Annotated in this window: 18 protein-coding genes; 11 read left to right on the forward strand and 7 right to left on the reverse strand. The window is 66.3% G+C overall.

Going from position 1 to position 14,326, the window contains the following annotated elements; translation table 11 throughout:
- Window positions 1–10: 10 nt before the first annotated feature.
- The 3 genes from AC4NN3_RS01585 to pdxH are packed head-to-tail and all read right to left on the reverse strand — an operon-like array spanning window position 11 to window position 3,014.
- Window positions 11–1,171, reverse strand: coding sequence for a M48 family metallopeptidase (locus AC4NN3_RS01585; protein WP_491925393.1), 1,161 nt, complete (start codon window positions 1,169–1,171; stop codon window positions 11–13).
- Complete coding sequence (locus AC4NN3_RS01590; protein WP_491925394.1) at window positions 1,171–2,385, reverse strand: DUF898 family protein; 1,215 nt, start codon at window positions 2,383–2,385, stop codon at window positions 1,171–1,173. Before AC4NN3_RS01590 ends, AC4NN3_RS01585 begins: the two co-directional genes overlap by 1 nt.
- An 11-nt stretch (window positions 2,386–2,396) precedes the next feature.
- Entirely contained in the window at window positions 2,397–3,014 is a 618-nt protein-coding gene (gene pdxH, locus AC4NN3_RS01595) for a pyridoxamine 5'-phosphate oxidase (RefSeq protein WP_491925410.1), read from the reverse strand.
- A gap of 119 nt (window positions 3,015–3,133) precedes the next feature.
- On the opposite strand from pdxH, the gene AC4NN3_RS01600 reads away from it, so the two are divergent.
- The gene (locus AC4NN3_RS01600) at window positions 3,134–4,078 is read left to right on the forward strand and encodes a DnaJ C-terminal domain-containing protein (RefSeq protein WP_491925395.1); all 945 of its coding nucleotides are present in this window, start codon (window positions 3,134–3,136) and stop codon (window positions 4,076–4,078) included.
- Here the strand turns inward: AC4NN3_RS01600 and AC4NN3_RS01605 are convergent.
- The gene (locus AC4NN3_RS01605; protein WP_491925396.1) at window positions 4,075–5,013 is read right to left on the reverse strand and encodes an L-threonylcarbamoyladenylate synthase; all 939 of its coding nucleotides are present in this window, start codon (window positions 5,011–5,013) and stop codon (window positions 4,075–4,077) included. The two genes, AC4NN3_RS01600 and AC4NN3_RS01605, sit on opposite strands and share 4 nt — an antisense overlap.
- Window positions 5,014–5,114: 101 nt before the next feature.
- On the opposite strand from AC4NN3_RS01605, the gene AC4NN3_RS01610 reads away from it, so the two are divergent.
- Genes AC4NN3_RS01610 through AC4NN3_RS01630 form a run of 5 tightly spaced genes read left to right on the forward strand, consistent with a single transcriptional unit; the run spans window position 5,115 to window position 7,965 of the window.
- The gene (locus tag AC4NN3_RS01610; RefSeq protein WP_491925397.1) at window positions 5,115–6,062 is read left to right on the forward strand and encodes a histone deacetylase family protein; all 948 of its coding nucleotides are present in this window, start codon (window positions 5,115–5,117) and stop codon (window positions 6,060–6,062) included.
- A gap of 11 nt (window positions 6,063–6,073) precedes the next feature.
- Window positions 6,074–6,316: an exodeoxyribonuclease VII small subunit gene (locus tag AC4NN3_RS01615; RefSeq protein WP_193336686.1), complete on the forward strand. Its 243-nt coding sequence runs from the start codon at window positions 6,074–6,076 to the stop codon at window positions 6,314–6,316.
- Window positions 6,317–6,338: 22 nt separating this feature from the next.
- Window positions 6,339–6,941: an SCO family protein gene (locus AC4NN3_RS01620; RefSeq protein WP_491925398.1), complete on the forward strand. Its 603-nt coding sequence runs from the start codon at window positions 6,339–6,341 to the stop codon at window positions 6,939–6,941.
- Window positions 6,938–7,687 carry a TlyA family RNA methyltransferase gene (locus AC4NN3_RS01625; RefSeq protein WP_491925399.1) on the forward strand — a complete coding sequence of 250 codons (750 nt, stop codon included), beginning with the start codon at window positions 6,938–6,940 and terminating at the stop codon, window positions 7,685–7,687. Before AC4NN3_RS01620 ends, AC4NN3_RS01625 begins: the two co-directional genes overlap by 4 nt.
- Before the next feature lie 11 nt (window positions 7,688–7,698).
- Entirely contained in the window at window positions 7,699–7,965 is a 267-nt protein-coding gene (locus AC4NN3_RS01630) for a hypothetical protein (protein ID WP_491925400.1), read from the forward strand.
- Window positions 7,966–7,972: 7 nt separating this feature from the next.
- Here AC4NN3_RS01630 and aroC read toward each other — a convergent pair whose 3' ends face one another.
- Window positions 7,973–9,088, reverse strand: coding sequence for a chorismate synthase (aroC, locus tag AC4NN3_RS01635; protein ID WP_491925401.1), 1,116 nt, complete (start codon window positions 9,086–9,088; stop codon window positions 7,973–7,975).
- A gap of 67 nt (window positions 9,089–9,155) precedes the next feature.
- Entirely contained in the window at window positions 9,156–9,788 is a 633-nt protein-coding gene (locus tag AC4NN3_RS01640; RefSeq protein WP_491925402.1) for a histidine phosphatase family protein, read from the reverse strand.
- A gap of 287 nt (window positions 9,789–10,075) precedes the next feature.
- Between AC4NN3_RS01640 and AC4NN3_RS01645 the strand changes: the two genes are divergently transcribed.
- Both AC4NN3_RS01645 and AC4NN3_RS01650 read left to right on the forward strand, forming a co-directional pair.
- Entirely contained in the window at window positions 10,076–11,500 is a 1,425-nt protein-coding gene (locus AC4NN3_RS01645; RefSeq protein ID WP_491925403.1) for an FAD-binding oxidoreductase, read from the forward strand.
- A 124-nt stretch (window positions 11,501–11,624) separates the two neighbouring features.
- Window positions 11,625–12,185 carry a hemerythrin domain-containing protein gene (locus tag AC4NN3_RS01650; protein WP_491925404.1) on the forward strand — a complete coding sequence of 187 codons (561 nt, stop codon included), beginning with the start codon at window positions 11,625–11,627 and terminating at the stop codon, window positions 12,183–12,185.
- On the opposite strand, the gene AC4NN3_RS01655 is transcribed toward AC4NN3_RS01650, so the two are convergent.
- Window positions 12,182–12,913 (reverse strand): SOS response-associated peptidase, encoded by a 732-nt coding sequence (locus AC4NN3_RS01655; protein ID WP_491925405.1) that lies wholly within the window; start codon window positions 12,911–12,913, stop codon window positions 12,182–12,184. The genes AC4NN3_RS01650 and AC4NN3_RS01655 overlap by 4 nt on opposite strands.
- Window positions 12,914–12,980: 67 nt before the next feature.
- On the opposite strand from AC4NN3_RS01655, the gene AC4NN3_RS01660 reads away from it, so the two are divergent.
- The 3 genes from AC4NN3_RS01660 (at window position 12,981) to AC4NN3_RS01670 (ending at window position 14,176) form a co-directional block, all read left to right on the forward strand.
- On the forward strand, window positions 12,981–13,394 hold the full coding sequence (locus AC4NN3_RS01660) for an NUDIX hydrolase (RefSeq protein WP_193336695.1): 414 nt from the start codon (window positions 12,981–12,983) through the stop codon (window positions 13,392–13,394).
- 29 nt (window positions 13,395–13,423) lie between these two features.
- Entirely contained in the window at window positions 13,424–13,795 is a 372-nt protein-coding gene (locus tag AC4NN3_RS01665) for a TIGR02301 family protein (RefSeq protein ID WP_491925406.1), read from the forward strand.
- Between the two features lie 102 nt (window positions 13,796–13,897).
- On the forward strand, window positions 13,898–14,176 hold the full coding sequence (locus AC4NN3_RS01670; RefSeq protein WP_491925407.1) for a hypothetical protein: 279 nt from the start codon (window positions 13,898–13,900) through the stop codon (window positions 14,174–14,176).
- Window positions 14,177–14,326 lie beyond the last annotated feature (150 nt).

A 14,326-nucleotide genomic window follows, 5' to 3' on the forward strand; every position in this document is an offset into this window, starting at 1 on the left:
CGGTGGCCGGTCATTTCCCCGGTGTTTTATCGCGCTCGATGGGGGTGCTGCGCCGATCGAGGTCGCCACCGCACATGGTCTTGATGGCCAGCCACTCGGCCAGGCTGAAGGGCCGCGCCAGCCCGGATGGCCGTCCCTGGCTCAGCTGGTCGAGCGCTGCCTTGCGATCAGCGGTCAACGGATGGCTGCTGAGCAGGGCCAGAGCGCGGGCGAAATCATCGTCGCGGCCGACGCGATCGAGCAGATCGGCGAGGCCCGCCGGCTCGAAATCGAGGCGCTGGGCGACCTGGGCGGCAAAGGCGTCGGCCTGGCGTTCGGCCTGCCGGGAAAAGCGGGTATCGATGATGGTGGCGCCCAGGCCCGCCGCCACGGAAATCCCGGTCATGTCACCCAGGATAAAGCCGATCAGCACGCCGGTGCCGGCCGAGGAGAGCAGTTGCTCCATGCCGTGGCGATGGGCGACGTGGCCGATCTCATGGGCCAGCACGCCGGCGAACTCGTCCTGGGTCCGCGCCTGATCGAGCAGCGCCGAGAGGAAATAGAGCTGCCCGCCCGGCAAAGCGAAGGCATTGGGGACTTCGGAGCGGGCGATATTGATGGTCAGCGTGAAGGGCGTGTCAGTGCCAGCCAGCGCCGCCTGACCGAAGCGGGCCAAAGCGCGGTTGGCGAGACTGGCAGGATCGGGATCGCAGAGCTCGAGTCCGCCCAGGCTGGATGCCATCTGCTCGGCGAGGCTGTCGCCCAGGCGCTGTTCCCAGGCCGGCGGCACCAGCGCCACGATGCGGCTGGCCAGCAGCGGCACGCCGAACAGATAGGCCAGGATGACCGCCGCCAGCGCCAGGGTGGCCATAACCGCCAGACGCAGCTGGCGCCCGGCCTCGCGCCGTCGGTGGGTCTGCAGCGCCGGCAGGGTGGCGCGGATGCGGGCAATGGTGTCGGCGCCCTCGACCACCACCTGGGCGCCATCGGGCTGGCCGGTAGCGGCCAGGCGCAACTGGTCGTCGCGGCCATGGCGCTGATAGAGGTCGATGGCGGCCCATCGCGCCACCTCGCTGCCATCGACGGCGTCACTGATCAGCAGCGCGCCGGTGTCATATTCGGCCAGGTAGTGCAAGTGCACGAGTCGCACCGCCGCGACCTTGCCGTCGTAGTAGCGCGCCAGCACGGGCATCAATAGCCCCCCACATTGAGCGCGTCGGCCAGGCCTTCGCCGGCCAGCGCCTTGTCCTCGGCGCGGGCACGCACGGTGCGGAGGCTATCGATACCGGCAATGCTGGCGCCGTTGGCCAGTAGCCGCCACAGGCCCAGGCCGATGAACAACTCGGTAATCCATGTGAAGGCACCCAGCAGCAGCAGGTAGCCGGTAATGATGGCGCCCAGGACGAGCAGGCTGCCCTGCATCTGCTGGAAGAAGATATCGGCGTCAAAACCGCCGCCGGCAAAGGCCTCGCGAGCGACCAGGCCGAGCACGATGACGCCGCCCAGGGCCAGGGCGGCAAAGACAACGAGCAGAGCCAGGCCGCAGAGCAGATATTGCCAAGCCAGCGCGCGGCCGCGCAGCCGCACGGTCAGCACCGCATCGCCCAGCCGGACTGAAGAATAAAACAGGCTGAACTGACGCGCCTGGTAGCGCAGCGCCAGCGGCACGATCAGCAGAGCGGCCGCCGCCAGCGGCAGATAGGCCAGCGGATCGACCGGCCCGCCATCGCGCACCGCGCCCATGCCGGTGGCGAGAGCCGCGCCGGCGCCGCCGATCAGGGCGATGGCGGCATAGGTGAGATAGAACGGCGCGGCGAGCTGCTGCCAGCGGCCGGCAAAGTTGAAGCGGCGGTCGCCATACCAGGTGTGGCTATAGCGATAGCGCCAGAGGCTGGTGGCCATCAGCGGATAGACCAGTCCCAAGGTGGCCAGCATCAGCAGGCTCCAGCCAAAGCGGCGCAGCGCATAGGCCCAGCCATTGCCGGTCTGGTCGAAGCGGATGCCGCGCCAGAGCGTGCGCGACAGGCGGAAATCGCGGGCGCGGTAGATGGCGTAGCCGGAGAGGAACCACAGGCCCAGGGCAATGCCGACATAGCCGATCACGGCGGCGTCGCGCGCCAGGGTGGAGAGGTAGAACAGCAGCCCGTAAAGCGGCAGGAAGACCGCCACTGCCATCAGGAAGCCGACCAGCAGCTGCATGGCATTGCCGGTATATTCCAGGCTATCGCCGTCGATATCGGTATGGCCCCAGTAGAAGCGCCGCTTCCAGGTGAGCAGCCAGAAGCGATAAAGGCCGATGGTGGGCACCAGCAGCAGGTAGCCGCGCAACAGCAGCAGAGCCAGGTCGCCCCGCCTGCCCCGGAACCGCACCGGCACCGGCTGGCCGGGCCCCTGCTGCATGGCCATGGCAGCCCGCCCTAGGGGTAGAGCCGCGCGCTGGTCCAGGCCTGGCCAGCGTCGGTACGGGTGAAGCGCACCCGGTCATGCAGGCGGAATTCGCCATCCTTCCAGAACTCGATGCTGGTGGGCACGAGGCGGAAACCGGACCAGTGCGGCGGGCGCGGCACCACGCCATCGTCGATCTCGGTGGCCAGCAGCGACACGGCGTCGAGCAGGGTCAGCCTGCTGTCGAGCACCCGCGATTGCTGCGAGGCCGAGGAGGCGATCTGGCTGCCCTTGGGGCGGCTGGCGAAATAGGCATCGGCCTCGGCCTCGGTCACCACCTCGACCGGGCCGCGCATCCGCACCTGGCGGCGCAGCGACTTCCAGTGCATCACCATGGCCGCCTTGGGCTGGGCCAGCAATTGCGCGCCCTTGGTGCTCTCGAAATTGGTGAAAAAGGTGAAGCCGCGCTCGTCACGGGCATTGAGCAGCACCATGCGCACATCGGGCATGCCGTCGGCATCGACGCTGGCCAGGGCCATGGCGTGGGGGTCATTGGGCTCGGCTTCGCCTGCCAGCGCGAACCATTCCTCGAACAGCGCCAGCGGATCGAGCGCGGTGCGATCACCATCGTCGAAAAGGCGTTCCGTCAGGGTCTGCAGCATATCAATCTCATCTCTTTGTCGCTCAAAACTGGACAAGCCGGAGGCCGGTGGCCATATAGGACTTGAAACCGGGGCGAAGCAACGCCCGCATCACTTGAATGGACCAAATGCGCGATCCCTATACCGTGCTTGGGGTGTCCCGTTCAGCGAGCGAAAAGGACATCAAGTCCGCCTATCGCAAGCTGGCCAAGAAGTATCACCCCGACCAGAATCCAGACGATCCTGCATCGCACGGCAAGTTTGCCGAGGCGACCAATGCCTATGATCTGCTCAATGATACCGACAAGCGCGCCCAGTTCGACCGGGGCGAAATCGACGCTGACGGCAATCCGAAATTTGCCGGCTTCAGCCCGGGGGGCGGGCAGCGCGGCGGCCGGACGGCAGCAGGCGGCTTTACCGCCGAGGACATCCTCAAGGAATTCATGAGCGGCTTTGGCGGCCAGCCGCGCGGTGGCCCCGGGGCCGGTCGCGGCGCGGGTGCCGGCGGGGCGCAGTGGGATCCGTTTGCCGGGGCCGCCGCGGGCGGGCCTGGCGCCGGGCGCTCGATGAAGGGCGAGGATATCGTGGTCAATGCCACGGTGAGTCTGGAAGAGGCGCACAAGGCGGCCTCCATCCAGGTGCGCATGCCCAGCGGCAAGGTGCTGTCGGTCAAGCTGCCGGAAAAGGTCGAGGAGGGTCAGCAGATCCGCCTCAAGGGCCAGGGATCGGCAGGTCTGGGCGAAGCGGGCGACGCGCTGGTCACCGTGCGTTTCGGCAAATCCAAGCAGTTCCGCCGCGATGGCGCCGACCTGCGCACCGATGTGCCGATCACGCTTTATGAAGCCGTGCTCGGCGCCAAGGTGCGGGTGCCGACGCTGGACGGTTCGGTCGAGCTCAACCTGCCGCCGGGCATCGATACAGGCAAGGCGCTGCGCCTCAAGGGCAAGGGGCTTTATAGCGATGGCGATCTCTACGCCAATCTCAAGGTCATCCTGCCCCCCGGCGGCGACGCCGACCTCGAGGCCCTGGCAAGGTTCATGCGCGACCAGAAGCCGTATAAGGTGCGTGACTAGGCGCCCGTTCTGGGCGCCGCCGCGCGCTGCAGCCGGTCATTGATGGCTTCGCCCAGGCCGGTATCGGGGATCGGCGCCACCGCGATCATGGCTTTGCCCTCGGTATCAAGCGCGTGCAGCATGGCGAACAGATTGCGAGCGGCCTCGTGCAGGTCGCCGCTGGGTGACAGGTTCTGCGTCGGCCCGGCAAAGGCCGGCGCAGGCCCAAAGGCAAGGAAAGCTTCGCCGGCGCGCGGCTCGGCATCGAGCCGCATCAGGGCCTTGGGGGCATAATGGCTGGCCAGCATGCCGGGCGCGGCAATCGCCCCGCCCTGTTCAGCCACTTCAACCGAAACACCCAGAAGACGTTCGATCTCGCTGCGCGCCAGGGCCCCGGCCCGCAGCTGCACCAACCGATCGCCCTCGACCCGCACAATGGTGGATTCGACGCCGGCCTGGCACGGCCCGCCATCGAGCACGGGCACGGTGCCGGCAAAGCCGAGCCGGACCTGTTCTGCCGTGGTGGGCGACAGCCGGCCGGATGGATTGGCCGAGGGGGCGGCCAGCGGTCGGCCGACCGCCGCCAGCAGAGCCAGCGCCAGCGGATGGTCGGGAATGCGGATGCCGACGCTGTCGAGCCCGGCCGTGGCCACATCGACGAGGCCATTGCCGGGCCGGGCCGGCAGCACCAGGGTCAGCGGCCCGGGCCAGAGCGTGGCCAGAAGCCGGGCCAGAGGCGAAAATTCGGCCAGGGTCTCGGCCATGGCCAGGTCGGCGCAGTGGATGATCAGCGGATTGAAGCGCGGACGGCCCTTGGTCTCATAAATGGAGAGCACGGCGTCGGCATTGGTCGCGTCGGCGCCCAAGCCATAGACCGTTTCGGTCGGAAAGGCGCACAGCCGGCCCGCCCGCAGCAGGTCCGCCGCATCTTCGACCGATTTCGGGTCCGCTGTCATTCATCATCCGTTCATACTTGTGACCGTGTGGCGACCGTTGTTTGACAACCGCACCCCGGCGCGTCAAGACGAAGTGACGAATCGACAGGAGACTCGCCCGCGTGACCACGCTGCTCCTCAGCCAGCCCAACTTTGCCGACCACGAAACGCCGCAGGGTCATCCCGAGCGCGCCGACCGCATTGCCGCCGTCGAGGAAGCCCTGCTGCGGAGCCGCTTTGACAAGCTGATCCGGCGCGAGGCGCCGACCGGCGACCTGATGCTGGCCGAATTGGTCCATGATGGCAGATACTTGGCCAAGCTGCGCGCTGCCCGACCCGCCGAGGGCATCGGCCAGCTCGATCCGGACACCTTCATTTCCGCCAATTCCCTGGCCGTCGCCGCCACGGGCCTGGGCGGCGCCCTCGACGCGCTCGACGCGGTGCTGCTGGGCGAAGTCGACAATGCCTTCTGCGCTATCCGGCCACCCGGCCACCACGCCGAGATCGCCACGCCGATGGGCTTCTGCCTGATCAATACGGTGGCCATCACCGCCCGCGAGGCGCAGCGCAAATATGGCGCCGAGCGCATTGCCATCGTGGATTTCGACGTGCATCACGGCAATGGCACGCAGGACATCTTCAAGGCTGATCCGAGCGTTTTCTATGCTTCGAGCCACCAGATGCCGCTGTTTCCCGGCACCGGCAAGCCCAGCGAGACGGGCGTCGGCAATATATTGAACGTGCCGCTGGACGAGAACAGTGATGGCTCCGCCATGCGCGACGCCTATCTCACCCGCATCATTCCCGCGCTGATCGATTTCTCGCCCGACCTGATCCTGCTGTCGGCCGGCTTCGATGCGCATGCGCGCGATCCGCTGGCCCAGCTCAACTGGAGTTCGGCCGATTATGGCTGGCTCACGGGCAAGTTGATGGACGTGGCCGACCGGATGTGCGGCAATCGCATTGTCTCGCTGCTCGAAGGTGGCTATGACCTCAAGGGACTGGCCGGCGGTGTTTCCCACCACGTGGCCATGCTGATGGACGGCGCCATCGGGCGCCTCGATGAATAGGAATTCTGCTGATGGCCGACAATGACGACGTGAAGACGCTCAGCTTCGAGGCTGCCCTGGCGCAGCTCGAAGAAATCGTCGGCAAGCTGGAATCGGGCCGCGCGCCACTGGCCGAGTCGATCGCCATCTATGAGCGCGGCGAGGCCCTCAAGGCCCATTGCGAAGCCCTGCTCAAGGCGGCAGAGGCCCGCATCGAAAAGATCACGCTGTCGCGGGACGGGGTCGCCACCGGCACCGAGCCGCTCGACGCCTAGCGCCCGAAGGGCCAGCACAGCCATGACGACTCCCAAATCCCTGCGCACGTTCCGCATTATCCTGTGGACCCTGGTTGGCCTTGTCGCCCTGGGGGCCACGGCGCTGTTCGTGTTCCAGCCTCCGGCCCGGCCGCTGGGCATTACCGGCCAGGCCTTCGCGCTGAACTCGACCAGGGGCGGCGCCTTTACCCAGGACGATCTGGTGGGCACGCCGAGCCTGATCTTTTTCGGCTATACCTTCTGCCCCGATGTCTGCCCGACCACGCTGGCGGAAACCACGGCGATCCGGGCCAAGCTCGGGCTGACGCCTGAACAGCTGCGCATCATCTTTGTTTCGGTCGATCCCGAGCGCGACACCCTCGAGATGGTCAAGGGCTATGTCGAAGGCTTTGACCCCAGCATTATCGGCCTCGTCGCCAGCAGCCTCGAAGAGACGGAAAATGCCAAGGCCGCCTTTGGCGTGTTCTCGGAGAAAGCCGGCGAACCCGGCGATCCCTATTACCTGGTCAACCACACGGCGCTGACCTTCCTGGTCAATGCCGACGGCAGCTTCCAGGGCACGATCGCCTATGAGGAAGACCAGGATAACGCGGCCGCCAAGGTCAAGCGGCTGGTGGCGGGATGAGCGAGCGCATCCGCCTCGACCTGGCCATGGAGCAGCGCGGCCTGGTGCCCAGCCGCGCCCGCGCCCGCGACGCCATCCTGCGCGGCACGGTAACGCTCAATGGCGTCGCCGCCGTCAAGCAGAACCAGATGGTGGGCAAGGACGATGTCGTGGCGCTCAGCGATCCGGCGGCCAATTACGTCTCGCGCGCCGCGCTCAAGCTGGTGGCCGGGCTCGATGCCGGCGGCATCGATCCCCGGGACAAGGCCTGCGTGGATATCGGCGCCTCGACCGGCGGCTTTACCCAGGTGCTGATGGAGCGTGGCGCCCGGCGCATCTATGCCGTCGACGTGGGCCATGGGCAACTGCACGAGCGGCTCAAGGGCAGCGATCGCGTGGTCAGCATGGAAGGCGTCAATGCCAAGGACCTGACCGCAGAGATGATCGCCGAACCGATCGAGCTGCTGGTGTCCGATGTCAGCTTCGTCTCGGTCACCAAGGTGCTGGCCGGTCCGCTGGCGCTCTGCGCCCCTGGCGCCGATGCGGTGATCCTGTTCAAGCCGCAGTTCGAGGTCGGCCGGCGCAATGTCGGCAAGGGCGGCATCGTGCGCAGCGAAGAGGCCATCGCCACCGCGCTGACCGAAATGATCGCCTTCATGGCCGAGCAGGGCTTTGCCCACCGCCAGTCGATCCCCTCGCCGATCACCGGCGGCGACGGCAATACGGAAACTGTCGCAATTTTCAGGAAGAATGCCGACCTCGTCTGAGGGACTGCGCCGTGAGCTATCTGCTGACACCGCTGCTGCTGATCGTCTTCGTCATCGGGCTGATCCTGGCGCCGACGCCCATCCCGCTCGGCGTGCCGCTGATGGCCCTGTCGGTCTTTCTGCTGATCGCCACCAATCGCCACGCCGCCCGGACAGTGGCGCGGCTGCGCAAACGCTTTGGCTGGCTCAACCGCGCCTTCATCTTCATCGAAGATCGCGCCGGCGAGAAAATCGGCCGCACCCTGAAGCGGACGCGGCCGCGTACACCGCAACTTTAACCGGAAGCTAATTGCGCTCGAAGCCCACGGCGCCCTCGCGGCCGGTCTGGCCGCGGTGACGCAGGTAGTGGTCGGCCAGGACCAGGGCCATCATGGCCTCGCCCACCGGCACGGCGCGAATGCCGACGCAGGGGTCATGGCGGCCCTTGGTGATGATGTCGGTATCCTCGTTGCCCGTGGTCACGGTCTGGCGCGGGGTCAGGATCGAGGAGGTCGGCTTGACGGCAAAGCGGCAGACAATGGGATCGCCATTGGAAATGCCGCCCAGAATGCCGCCGGCCTGGTTGGAGAGGAAATAGGGTCTGTCCGCCCCGGCCCGCATCTGGTCGGCATTGTCGATGCCGGTGAGGCTGGCGGCCTCGAAGCCGGCGCCGATCTCGACGGCCTTGACCGCATTGATGCTCATCATGGCCGAGGCCAGGTCGGCGCTGAGCTTGCCATAGATGGGCGCGCCCCAGCCGGCGGGGACATTTTCAGCGACCACCTCGATCACTGCCCCGACCGAATTGCCCTGCTTGCGGATGCCGTCGAGATAGTCGGCCCAGAGCGCGGCCGCCGTGGCATCGGCGCAGAAGAAGGGGTTCTGGTCGACCTGGTCCCAGTCGAAATTGGCGTAGTCGATCTTGTGCGGCCCGACCTGAACCAGGCTGGCGCGGATGGTGATCCCCGTCAGCACCTGGCGGGCAATGGCGCCGGCCGCGACGCGGGCCGCGGTTTCGCGCGCCGAGGTGCGACCGCCGCCGCGATAGTCGCGGATGCCGTATTTCTGGTCATAGGTGTAGTCGGCGTGGCCGGGACGGTACTTGTCGCGGATCTCCGAATAGTCCTTGGAGCGCTGGTCGGTATTGTCGATCAGCAGCGAGATGGGTGTGCCGGTGGTGCGCGGCCCGTCAGTGCGCTCATCCTCGAACACGCCGGAGAGAATCTTGACCTCGTCGGCCTCGCGGCGCTGCGTGGTATATTTGGACTGGCCCGGCTTGCGGCGGTCGAGGTCGCGCTGGATAATTTCCGGCGTCAGGGTCAGGCCCGGCGGGCAGCCGTCCACGACCACGCCGAGCGCCGGCCCATGGCTTTCGCCCCAGGTGGTGAAGCGGAACAGATGGCCAAAGGTATTGAATGACATGGCAGACCCCGGATGTTGCCGACGTTCTAGGGTCCTACGGGCGAGTGGTCAATCAAGCTCGGCGCGCTCAGTCGGCGTCCCAGGTTTTGGTGGCCGAATGCAGCGTCATGCGATGGCCGACGAAATGGGCGATGACGCCCTGCGGCGGCGGCCAGTTGAGCACTTCACCGCGTTCGGTGCCTTCCACCAAGTGGCGCAGCACCCGCAGCACACCGCCATGGGCGACCACCACAGTATGCTGGGTCAGTTCCTGGGCAAAATCGAGCAGGCGGGTGGCCACGTCCTCGTAGTTCTCGCCACCCTCGGGCCGGAAATGCCAGTAGCTGGCATCGCGTTCGCCCGGCGCCAGCGCCAGTTCGCGGTTGATTTCGGAATGCAGCCGGCCTTCCAGCGTACCGAAGGAAATCTCGATCAGCCGCTTGTCATGGATGACCGGCGGCAGCGCCACGTCGAAGGCAGCGCGCATGCGGTCCATGGTCTCGGAAGCGCGGCTGAGCGGGGAGGCAAACCAGCGCAGCGAGGCCGGATCGACGCTGTCGCGCTCGAGCAGTTCGCGCAGCAGCAGGCCATTGGCGTCGGCCTGCAACTGTCCGGTCTTGTTGAGCGGAATGTCACGGCTGCCCTGATAGCGCTGTTCACGGTTCCAGTCGGTTTCACCATGCCGGGCAAAATAGAAGTCCGGCCACTGATAGCTCGTCATGATCCTGCCTGCTCTTGCCGACATGGAAGCCGGCTCTGGGGCAAGCCATTCGGCCCGCCGTCTCGGTCGTGGTCGGGGCTGTCGCCCGCCCCATGGTGCGCAAGCTTTAAGCCGGTACCGCTAAAGCCCATATTAACGTAGCCGAATTCGTCGGCCATGCTACCGGTGCTGGCGCGGGGCAGCCATGTGTCCGCGCAGGCGGTGCTTGCCTGCCGGCGGGAGCATGGTTCATTGTCGATATCCCACCGCTGCGACCGCCGCGCCGCAGCCCAACTTCCGGTTTTCCCATGTCCCTTTCTGCCGCCAGCATCGTCGACCAGCTCACTGCCCTGCTGGGCGAGCCTGCCGTGATTGGCGCGCCCAAGCAGATGGGCAATTATCTCAAGGAGCCGCGCAAGCGCTTCCATACCGGCGCGGCCGCCGTGGCCCTGCCCGGCTCGGTCGAACAGGTGCAGGCCATCCTGCGCTGGGCCAGTGAGCACGCCGTCGGCATCATCCCGCAGGGCGGCAATACGGGCCTGGTCGGTGCGCAGGTGCCGCTGCGCGGCGACGAGGTCATTGTCAGCCTGGGCAGGCTCGACCGCATCCGCGCCATCGACAAAGCCGCCGGCACCATGACGGCCGAGGCCGGGGTGATCCTCGAAAATGCGCACAAGGCGGCCGAAGCGGAAAATACCATCTTCCCGCTCTGGCTGGCCTCGCAGGGCTCGGCCCGCATTGGCGGGGTGCTGTCGTCCAATGCCGGCGGCGTCAATGTGCTGGCCTATGGCAATGCGCGCGAGCTGACCATGGGCGTCGAGGCCGTGCTGGCCGACGGGCGGCTCTATCAGGGGCTCAATTCCCTCAAGAAGGACAATACCGGCTATGACCTGCGCGACCTGCTGGTCGGCGCCGAGGGCACGCTGGGCATCATCACGGCGGCGACGCTCAAGATCTTTCCCAAGCCGGAAGACTACGAGACCACCCTGGTCAACATTGCCGGGCCCGAAGCCGCGCTGCCGCTGTTCGAATTGCTGCGCGCCCGGGTCGGCGGGCGCCTCAATGCCTTCGAGATCATGCCCCTGCTGGGGCTCGACATGCAGCTGCGGCACGGCATGCTCGATGCCGACCCCACCGCTTCGCCCTCGCCCTGGTACGCCTTGATCGAAGTCTCGCGCATGGCCGGCACGACGCCGGGGGCGCTGCAGGCAGCCGTCGAGGCCGCCTTCGAGCGGGACCTGATCGACAATGCGGTATTTGCCGAATCGCTTTCCGACCGCACGCGGATGTGGGCCTTCCGGGAGCAGATGAGCGAGGTTCAGTCGAAGGAAGGCGCCTCGATCAAGCATGACGTCTCGGTGCCGATTGCCGCGGTGCCGCAGCTGATCGCCGAGGGCATTGCGGCGGCGGAACGCCTGGTGCCCGGCATTCGCCCGGTGCCGTTCGGCCATATGGGCGACGGCAATATCCACTTCAATTTCAGCCAGCCGGTCGGCGCCGACGCCAAGGCCTTCATGGCCGAGAATGACGAGAAGCTGCACGCGGCGATCTACGCCATCGTGCTCCGGCTGGGCGGCTCGGTCTCGGCCGAACACGGCATCGGCCAGCTCAAGGTGGATCTGCTCCGGCAGGTAAAAGACCCGGTGGCGCTCGACATGATGCGGGCGATCAAGACGGCGCTCGATCCCAAGGGGATTCTCAATCCGGGGAAGATGCTTCGAACCGACCCCTAGGCTAGATCCGCTCCGGTGGAGCGGATTTGGGAGAGAAGGCCATGAGAGCTAGGCTCGAATGGCAATCCCGGTCACATTTTGGTGCCGTCTTGCCCTTGCCGGAAAACCGCTCCATCTATCGGCCATGTTGCTCAATATCGCCTTTCTCGACGACGCCACCCGTCCCCCCGCGCCCAAGCTGGAGGGGCTGACCCCGGCCCAGCGCCGGCCGGGCGAACATCTGCGGATGATCCACGATCACCTGCGCGACAATATGCAGACGCTGGGCAAGCTGATCGAGCGCGCCGCGGCCGGCAGCGTCACGCCGGCCGAGATCGCCGCGGAAACCGACAGCCTGGCCATGGTCTCGAACTATCGCCGCTTCGGCAATCTGTGCGGCCAATATTGCCAGGTGGTGCATACGCACCATTCGATCGAGGACTATGCCATCTTCCCGGCCCTGGCCCAGCAGGGCGGCGTGTTCAAGGCCATAGCCGAGCGGCTGGCTGCCGAGCATGTGGTGGTGCACGAGCTATTGCTGGCGCTGGTCGACGCGCTCAATGCCCTGGCGGGCGATCCCAGCCCCAGTCATTTCGACGATGCCAAGCAAGTCTACCAGGCGCTCGAACGCGTGCTGCTGTCCCATCTGGGCTATGAAGAAGACGCCATGGGCGATGCGCTGGGCTATTTCGAGATCGGGGTCTAGAACAGGTCCAGCTGCCCGCCGCCGGCCGCCTTCTTCAGCCGAACCGGCTCGGGTTTTTCCACCGTCACCGGCACGATCAGCCCGGGATCGTCGTCGCGGGCGGAATTGACCCGTGTCGAGACCGGGTGGAATTTGAGCGCACCGTCGGCCAGCGGCAGCACCAGTTGGCTGGCGGCATCGGCCCGCACCTCGCGCACATTGAGCCAGTCGTCGATCGCCTGACCCTCAAGGATCGCCGGCATGCGGTGATGAATGGGTTCGAGCTGGGCATTGGTGGGCACGGTAATGGTGGCGAGGCTGTCGATCTCCTCGCCTTCCGGGCCGACCCAGGTGGCATAGAGCCCGGCCAGCGCCATGGGGCGATCGTCTGCCATGGTGATGTAATAGGGCTGCTTGGACTTGTCGGGATTGGTGTGCCACTCGTAATAGCCGCTGGCCGGGATGATGCAGCGGCCATGCTTGAGCGCGTCGCGGAAGGCGGGTTTCTCGCCCATGGTCTCCACCCTTGCATTGACCAGCAGCGGGAAGTCGCGCGGATCCTTGACCCAGCGCGGCACCAGGCCCCAGCGGGCGAAATGGCCCTCGCGCCGGCCGCCCTCCTCCCAGATGGCCACCACGGGCTGGGTGGGCGCGATATTGTAGCGCGGCACCAGCTCGACATGGTTGAGCAGCTTGAACAGCTCTTCCATCATCTCGGGCGGCAGGGTGGACGCGTAGCGGCCGCACATGTTCGGTATCTCCCAATTGGCCAACAACAGGTAGTCTGTGCATCAGCGAATCGCAATCGGACGCACCGTGACCCACGACCAACCCACCGATCTCCCCAATGCTGCCAGCGTCGCCCTGGTGCGCGATGGCAAGGTGCTGCTGATCAAGCGCGCCTATGACCCCTATAAGGGGCTGTGGACCCTGCCGGGCGGGCGCCTGGAGCCGGGCGAGAGCATCGAGCAATGCGCCATCCGCGAGATCGCCGAGGAAATCGGCGTTACCATCCGCAATCCGCGCCCGGTCATGCTGCAGGCGCTGGGACGGGACCTGGCGTTCCGGCTGCAGGTCTTTGTCACCGGCGACTTCACCGGCAAGGTGGTGGCCTCCGACGAAGTCGCCGACCACCTCTGGGTCGATCCGACCGCGCTGATCGCCCTGCGCACCACCAGCCGGCTGGATGACGTGTTGGCGAGGGCCTTCACCATATTGGCGCAAAGCTGATAGAGGGAAGCGCCAACCTGCGGACTGCCATGACCAACCAGCTGCGCATTTTCGTCCTTGCCCTGCTGCTGGTGCTGGCGCCCATGCCCGCGCTGGCCATCGACCCGCCCTATCAGCGGCAGATGGAGCGGCTGTCCGAGATCATGGGGAGTCTCTATTTCCTGCAGCCGCTGTGCAGCAGCCGTGGCGAAGACTGGCGCGCCCAGATGGCCGAGCTGATTGCTTTGGACCAACCTGACGAAGACCGAAGGCAGAGGCTGGCGGGCGCCTTCAATGCCGGCTATACCGCCTATGCGCGCTTCCACCATGCCTGTACACCGGCAGCGCAGGAGGCTCTGGCCCGCCTGCTGCAAGAGGCCGAGCGCATCGCCCGCGACATTCACGCCCGGTTTGCCGAATAGGCTGGTCTGAGCTGTGGACATCGCTATAAATGCGCAGGTTTTGTTAACCTTCGGCTTACTTCCGGCGCGCCCGCCGCCCCCGCCTATGCTAGTTGAGATGTCATGACCACGAGCAAAACCAGCTTCACACCCGCATCCGGCATCGGCGTGTTCGACCGCGAACAGGGCGAACGCCAGATCGCGCTCGAATACCTGGCCGAGGCCTGGAACGACGCCGAAGAAGACGGCGTACAGACCGGTTCGCTGGCGCATGCCTCGCTGTTTGCGGCGCTGGCCACCCTGGTCAAGCTGCACGGCGACGAAGCCGCCGCCGATCTGGTCGCCATGCTCCCCGACCGCATCCGCTCGGGTGAGTATAATCTGGACCGGATTCTGCAGTAGTTTGCAGTTGGCGGTCTGGCCTGAGGGCCGCTATTGACGCCCAGCGACTGGCCCGACCGCATTGCGGTGGTTCACCGGCTTCCTTGGTGGTGCCTGAAAGATGGTGTATCGCGGCGGCTGCGGCGCGACCTGAGATCAGGAAGCTGCAGC

This window comes from Devosia sp. MDV22-iso42 (genome assembly GCF_058629155.1).

What these genes read in the sequence shown, in the direction of transcription:
- AC4NN3_RS01585 (WP_491925393.1), bottom strand. Translation starts at nt 1,171, where the DNA reads ATGCCCGTGCTGGCGCGCTACTACGACGGCAAGGTCGCGGCGGTGCGA.
- AC4NN3_RS01590 (WP_491925394.1), bottom strand. Translation starts at nt 2,385, where the DNA reads ATGGCCATGCAGCAGGGGCCCGGCCAGCCGGTGCCGGTGCGGTTCCGG.
- AC4NN3_RS01600 (WP_491925395.1), top strand. Translation starts at nt 3,134, where the DNA reads ATGCGCGATCCCTATACCGTGCTTGGGGTGTCCCGTTCAGCGAGCGAA.
- AC4NN3_RS01605 (WP_491925396.1), bottom strand. Translation starts at nt 5,013, where the DNA reads ATGACAGCGGACCCGAAATCGGTCGAAGATGCGGCGGACCTGCTGCGG.
- AC4NN3_RS01615 (WP_193336686.1), top strand. Translation starts at nt 6,074, where the DNA reads ATGGCCGACAATGACGACGTGAAGACGCTCAGCTTCGAGGCTGCCCTG.
- AC4NN3_RS01620 (WP_491925398.1), top strand. Translation starts at nt 6,339, where the DNA reads ATGACGACTCCCAAATCCCTGCGCACGTTCCGCATTATCCTGTGGACC.
- AC4NN3_RS01625 (WP_491925399.1), top strand. Translation starts at nt 6,938, where the DNA reads ATGAGCGAGCGCATCCGCCTCGACCTGGCCATGGAGCAGCGCGGCCTG.
- aroC (WP_491925401.1), bottom strand. Translation starts at nt 9,088, where the DNA reads ATGTCATTCAATACCTTTGGCCATCTGTTCCGCTTCACCACCTGGGGC.
- AC4NN3_RS01640 (WP_491925402.1), bottom strand. Translation starts at nt 9,788, where the DNA reads ATGACGAGCTATCAGTGGCCGGACTTCTATTTTGCCCGGCATGGTGAA.
- AC4NN3_RS01645 (WP_491925403.1), top strand. Translation starts at nt 10,076, where the DNA reads ATGTCCCTTTCTGCCGCCAGCATCGTCGACCAGCTCACTGCCCTGCTG.
- AC4NN3_RS01650 (WP_491925404.1), top strand. Translation starts at nt 11,625, where the DNA reads ATGTTGCTCAATATCGCCTTTCTCGACGACGCCACCCGTCCCCCCGCG.
- AC4NN3_RS01655 (WP_491925405.1), bottom strand. Translation starts at nt 12,913, where the DNA reads ATGTGCGGCCGCTACGCGTCCACCCTGCCGCCCGAGATGATGGAAGAG.
- AC4NN3_RS01665 (WP_491925406.1), top strand. Translation starts at nt 13,424, where the DNA reads ATGACCAACCAGCTGCGCATTTTCGTCCTTGCCCTGCTGCTGGTGCTG.
- AC4NN3_RS01670 (WP_491925407.1), top strand. Translation starts at nt 13,898, where the DNA reads ATGACCACGAGCAAAACCAGCTTCACACCCGCATCCGGCATCGGCGTG.